We start from the raw sequence: 5,495 nt of genomic DNA on the forward strand, positions 1-5,495 counted from the left end.
CCGCCTCCTCGAATAGGCCTAATACATAGATGCAACCGGGTCCCTTTGTTCAAAACAGCAGGAAAAGCGGGTAGACAATGTAGGCGAGTCCATACATAGGAGCGGCCCCTGTGCCGCGATTGGGCCCAACGGGCCCATAAAGCCAGCCATTCCGTGGCTCAGGTAAAAACTGTACAAACAGCACCCTCCCACGACCAACCCTGACTTGCCACTTGCCCCCCATCACGCCCCCGACACAATTTTCACACTGGAGTGCCCACACTCCGCGCCGCACAATACGGCCTTGGCCCAATGGCCGTTGCGCAAAACACTGCCCACCCCTCGGTGGCAGGCACCTGCGCCTCTTCGAAAACCGCCTGTCCAGGACCCTCGTTCATGGCTAATCCGGATGCCCTGAAGCAACCCGCGCCGTCGCGCACGTTCTCTCCCACGCTCACGTCCCACCTGGCCTACACGCTGCTCAGCGGCCTGACCATCATGCTGATGCTCAGCCTGGTGCGTCTCGGCCTGCTGATCTACAACAGCGACATGATCGGCGAGACGCCCTATTCGACCGTGGCCGAGGGCTTCCTCAACGGCCTGCGCTTCGACCTGCGCGTGGTGGTGTACATTAGTATCCCGCTGCTGCTGGCCATCCTCAGCCCCTGGGCCATGGCACGGCGCGGCGTGTTCCGCCTGTGGCTGACCCTGGCGTCCAGCGCCGTGTTGTTCCTTGGGCTGGTGGAAATGGACTTCTATCGGGAGTTTCATCAGCGCCTCAACGGCCTGGTCTTCCAGTACATCAAGGAAGACCCCAAGACCGTGATGAGCATGCTCTGGTACGGCTTCCCAGTGGTGCGCTACCTGCTCGCCTGGGCCTTCGGCACCTGGCTGATCAGCCTGCTGTTCAAGGGTATCGACCGCCTGACCCGTGGCCCGGCGCGTCCCTCTGGCCAGGTTGCCACCCGCACCGTCGCGCCCTGGTACAACCGCCTGGCGGTGTTCATGGTGATCCTGCTGGTGGCGGTGGTCGCGGCCCGTGGCACCTTGCGTCAGGGCCCGCCGATGCGCTGGGGCGATGCCTTCACCACCGACTCGAACTTCGTCAATCAGTTGGGCCTCAATGGCACCCTGACCCTGATCGACGCCGCCAAGAGCCGCTTCGGTGAAGACCGCGCCAACATCTGGAAAGCCACGCTGGACCCTCAGCAGGCCCAGCAGACCGTACGCGATCTCTTGCTGACCCCCCATGACACCCTGGTGGACGCCGACAGCGCCGCCGTGCGCCGCGATTTCAACCCGCCGGCCGAGCGCACGCTGCCGATCCGCAACGTGGTGGTGATCCTGATGGAAAGCTTCGCCGGCCACTCGGTGGGCGCGCTGGGCAGCCGCAACGACATCACCCCGAACTTCGACCGCCTGGCCAAGCAGGGGCTGCTGTTCGACCGCTTCTTCTCCAACGGCACCCACACCCACCAGGGCATGTTCGCCACCATGGCCTGCTTCCCCAACCTGCCGGGGTTCGAGTACCTGATGCAGACGCCCGAGGGTGGGCACAAGCTGTCCGGCCTGCCAGCGCTGCTCAGCGCGCGTGACTACGACGACGTCTACGTCTACAACGGCGACTTCGCCTGGGACAACCAGTCCGGTTTCTTCGGCAACCAGGGCATGACCACCTTCATCGGCCGTAACGACTTCGTCAATCCGGTGTTCTCCGACCCGACCTGGGGCGTGTCCGACCAGGACATGTTCGACCGGGCCAACGAGGAGCTGGCGCATAATTACGGCAAGAAGCCGTTCTATGCCCTGCTGCAGACGTTGTCCAACCACACGCCGTACGCCTTGCCCAAGGACCTGCCGGTCAAACCCGTCACCGGCCAGGGCCGCCTGGACGAGCACTTGACCGCCATGCGCTACTCCGACTGGGCGCTGGGCCAGTTCTTTGAGAAGGCCAGCAAGCAGCCGTACTACAAGGACACCTTGTTCGTGATCGTCGGCGACCATGGCTTCGGCAACCACCAGCAGGTCACCGAACTGGACCTGGGCCGCTTCAACGTGCCGCTGCTGCTGATCGCGCCGGGCATCCAGGACGCCTTCGGCGCGGTCAACCATACCGTGGGCACCCAGGTCGACATCGTCCCGACCATCATGGGCCGCTTGGGCGGCGAAACCCGTCACCAGTGCTGGGGCCGCGACCTGCTCAACCTGCCGGCGGGCGATCCGGGCATCGGTATCATCAAGCCGTCTGGCAGCGAGCAGATCGTCGGTCTGGTCCAGGGCGACCGTATCCTGATCGAGTCCAAGGACATGTCGCCGCGTCTGTACCGTTACCAGCTGGGCAGCGAGTTCAAGGCCGAACGGATCGACGGCCAGGATGAACCGGAGCTGGTGAAGAAGCTCGAGTCCTACATCCAGACGGCCACCAAGAGCCTGCTGGACAACACGGCAGGCGTGGTGCACGGCGTGCCTGAGTAAGACGCCCGGCAGGGGATCATCGCCTGATCGCGTGATTCCCTTGCCGCACGGTCGCGCGGGCCCAGTTCGTCGGACAGTCCTGCAGCGAGGCCGATGTTCGGCTGAACAAAAACCCGAGCTTGACGGTCAGGCTAGAACGGGCGTCATTCAACGTGTTCATGGCGAGGTCTAATGTGATGAAAGAATGGGAAATCACTTTTCTGGATCAGAACGGTGTGCAGAGTTCCCTGGCCTACAGCGCCGAAGAACGCCCCAGCAAGGAAGAGGCCGCACAGTGGATCCGGGCCAAGCTGTTTCCGGTCATGGCCCAGGCTGACCTGAACGACCTGCAAGGGCGGGTAGAGTCGCCCACCGAGCGTGTGCTCAAGGAACAGAACAGCGTCATCATCCTGGGCGTCGAGGAAAAAGCTTGACCGGCCCTTGGCAAGCGCCCTTCCGGGGCGCTAACGTGTCACCTGGCGGCCGTCTTCTCCAGGCCGCCCCTTCAACACCGCTCCACATCGAAGCAAGCAGCTCGCATTACCTGGCGTTCCGGCGCCTGGCAGGTGCCTACGCACTGAAAGTCTATCCATGCACTCCAGGAGGACGTTTCATGAGCAGCCATAACGAAGATGTCAGCAGCAGTGTCCTGCGGCAGATGAAGGACGGGGGGTTCGATTTCACCCGCATTCATCCCATCGAGTTCTACGCCACGTTCCCCGACGAAGCCTGTGCCCGTGAAGCGGCAGGGCAGTTCCGCGGTGAATCCCTCAACGCGCAAGTCTCCGAGCTCGACGACGGTGCCTGGCACCTGCAGTTGAGCAAGGTCATGTACGCCACCTACAGAGGCATCGGGGCGTTCGAGCAGGTGTTCGAGTCAGCGGTGTCGCCCCTGGGCGGCGAGGTCGAAGGCTGGGGCGTCAGGCACGAGCGACTGCTGGCCTGAGAAGCGTGCTGGGTAGATCCCCGTGTCGGCTTGCGTACCTGTGGCGATGATCGCCGCAGGTCGTTAGTCGTTGCCCGTTCGAGCGTCAGCCGCTAAGGTCGCCGCCTCGATCGCACAGAGGCAACCATGGTCTATCTATTCGTCGTCGCGCTGATTCAGGCGTTTTCCTTCAACCTCATCGGCGAGTACCTGGCCGGCCAGGTGGACAGCTACTTCGCCGTGCTGGCCCGGGTGCTCCTGGCCGGCCTGGTGTTCCTGCCACTGACCCGCTGGCGTCAGGTCGAACCTCGCTTCCTGCGCGCCATGCTGCTCATCGGTGCCTTGCAGTACGGCATCACCTACGTGTGCCTGTACTTGAGCTTCCGTGTGCTCAGCGTGCCGGAAGTGCTGCTGTTCACCATCCTCACGCCCTTGCACGTGACCTTGATCGAGGATGCCCTCAACCAGCGCTTCAATGCCTGGGCCCTGGTGGCGGCCGTCGTGGCCGTGGCGGGTGCGGCGGTGATCCGTTTCGATACCTTGAGCGGGGATTTCTTCGTCGGCTTCCTGTTGCTGCAACTGGCCAACTTCACCTACGCGGCCGGCCAGGTGTTCTACCGTCACCTGATCGCCCGCCACCCCAGCGACGAGCCGCATTACCGGCGCTTCGGCTACTTCCACCTCGGCGCGTTGCTGGTGGTGTTGCCGGCGTTTCTCGCCTTCGGCAACGCCCAGCACCTGCCCAGCACCGACAGCCAGTGGCTGGTGCTGCTGTTCCTGGGCCTGTGCCCGACGGCGCTGGGGCTGTACTGGTGGAACAAGGGCGCCTGCCTGGTGCCGGGCGCGACCCTGGCGGTGATGAACAACCTGCACGTGCCCATCGGGCTGGTGCTCAACCTGCTGATCTGGAACCAGGCCCAGCCGCTGGGCCGGTTGCTCCTGGGCGGGGCCATCATCCTGGCCTCGGTGTGGCTCAGCCGACTGGGCACACGGGGCGCGCCGCAATCGGCGTGAAGGCTTTGTCGCAAAAGGCTGCTACGACAGCCTTTTGCGTGCACCTCAGCTGCGGGCCGGGCGTTTGAGCTTGCCGTGCGCGAAGGCGCCGAACTCGCTGACCAGCATGCCGCCCAGGATCAGCACCGCACCCAGGAGGTTCAGGTCCGTCAACCGGTCCCCGGCCAGCCAGTAGCCGAACAGCCCACTGAACACCGGCTCGAACAGCAGGATCAAGGCCACGGCCTGGGGATGCATGAGCGACTGCGCCTGGGTTTGCACGAAGTAGGCCAGCCCCGTGCCGAGGATGCCGAGCAGCACGAGGATGAGCCAGGTGTCGCCATCGTTCGGTACGCTGAGTTCGCCCGACGCCGTGCTCCACAGACCGGACAGCACCGCCACGGTCACCATCTGCAGGCAGGCGAATGCCAGGGGCGTGCTGGAAAACGGCAGCTTGGCCAGCATCACGATGTGCCCGGCGAAGAACAGCGCGCAGCAGAGGATCAGCGCATCGCCCAAGTGCAGGGCGAAATCCGTCAGGCTGAGCAGCCCCAACCCCACCAGCGCCACTGCCGCGCCCAGCCACTGTGGCCCGGTCAGCCGGTCGCGGTAGAGGACGAATAGCAGGATGGGCGTGAACACCACCGACAGCCCGGTGATGAAGCCGGCGTTGGACGGCGTCGTCAGGCCGATGCCACTGGTCTGGAAGGCGAAGGCGATGAACAGCATGATGCCGGCAGCGATCCCCGACAGCACGTCCCGGCGTGTCAGCCGTTTCAGCGAGGCATAGGCCATCGGCGCGAGAAACAGCGTGGCGATGGTGAAGATCCAGGTGTTCAGCGCAGAAGCCGTCATGCCGTGCAGGCTCTGCTGCTTGGCCACGAAGCTCCAGCCCCAGACGGCGGTGATGGCGATCATGGCCAGGGACCAGAAGGGTTTCGAGTTCACGGCAAGGCTCCAGGGGGGGGCAGGGCGGTTGAGGTGGCTCTTTCTAGCGTCTGGTGCCAGGGTTGTCCAGTCCCGCAAACTCAGCCTCGCCGCTCCAACTCCAGACCACACCCTTACAGCCCCACCAGACACGGCGAATGAAACAACGCCCCCCGGTACGCCCCCATCGCCGTACGCATCGCCACCCACCCCCACA

At 64.2% G+C, this 5,495-nt stretch carries 5 protein-coding genes; 4 read left to right on the forward strand and 1 reads right to left on the reverse strand.

Annotated elements, in window-relative coordinates:
- Nucleotides 1-375 precede the first annotated feature (375 nt).
- The 4 genes from G7007_RS21425 to G7007_RS21440 all read left to right on the forward strand — a co-directional run bounded on the left by G7007_RS21425 (nt 376) and on the right by G7007_RS21440 (nt 4,372).
- The gene (locus G7007_RS21425) at nt 376-2,454 is read left to right on the forward strand and encodes an LTA synthase family protein (protein ID WP_181105059.1); all 2,079 of its coding nucleotides are present in this window, start codon (nt 376-378) and stop codon (nt 2,452-2,454) included.
- 176 nt (nt 2,455-2,630) lie between these two features.
- On the forward strand, nt 2,631-2,867 hold the full coding sequence (locus tag G7007_RS21430; RefSeq protein WP_060394555.1) for a hypothetical protein: 237 nt from the start codon (nt 2,631-2,633) through the stop codon (nt 2,865-2,867).
- A 179-nt stretch (nt 2,868-3,046) separates the two neighbouring features.
- Entirely contained in the window at nt 3,047-3,379 is a 333-nt protein-coding gene (locus G7007_RS21435; RefSeq protein ID WP_181105061.1) for a ribonuclease E inhibitor RraB, read from the forward strand.
- Nucleotides 3,380-3,505: 126 nt separating this feature from the next.
- Nucleotides 3,506-4,372 carry a carboxylate/amino acid/amine transporter gene (locus G7007_RS21440; protein ID WP_181105063.1) on the forward strand — a complete coding sequence of 289 codons (867 nt, stop codon included), beginning with the start codon at nt 3,506-3,508 and terminating at the stop codon, nt 4,370-4,372.
- Nucleotides 4,373-4,417: 45 nt separating this feature from the next.
- On the opposite strand, the gene G7007_RS21445 is transcribed toward G7007_RS21440, so the two are convergent.
- Entirely contained in the window at nt 4,418-5,299 is an 882-nt protein-coding gene (locus G7007_RS21445; protein WP_181105065.1) for a DMT family transporter, read from the reverse strand.
- Between the last annotated feature and the right edge of the window lie 196 nt (nt 5,300-5,495).

Origin of the sequence: Pseudomonas entomophila (genome assembly GCF_013523125.1) — a bacterium.
GTDB lineage: Bacteria > Pseudomonadota > Gammaproteobacteria > Pseudomonadales > Pseudomonadaceae > Aquipseudomonas > Aquipseudomonas entomophila_B.

Excerpts from the sequence above, each read along its gene's own strand:
- G7007_RS21425 (WP_181105059.1), top strand. The coding sequence starts at position 376 with ATGGCTAATCCGGATGCCCTGAAGCAACCCGCGCCGTCGCGCACGTTC.
- G7007_RS21430 (WP_060394555.1), top strand. The coding sequence starts at position 2,631 with ATGAAAGAATGGGAAATCACTTTTCTGGATCAGAACGGTGTGCAGAGT.
- G7007_RS21440 (WP_181105063.1), top strand. The coding sequence starts at position 3,506 with ATGGTCTATCTATTCGTCGTCGCGCTGATTCAGGCGTTTTCCTTCAAC.
- G7007_RS21435 (WP_181105061.1), top strand. The coding sequence starts at position 3,047 with ATGAGCAGCCATAACGAAGATGTCAGCAGCAGTGTCCTGCGGCAGATG.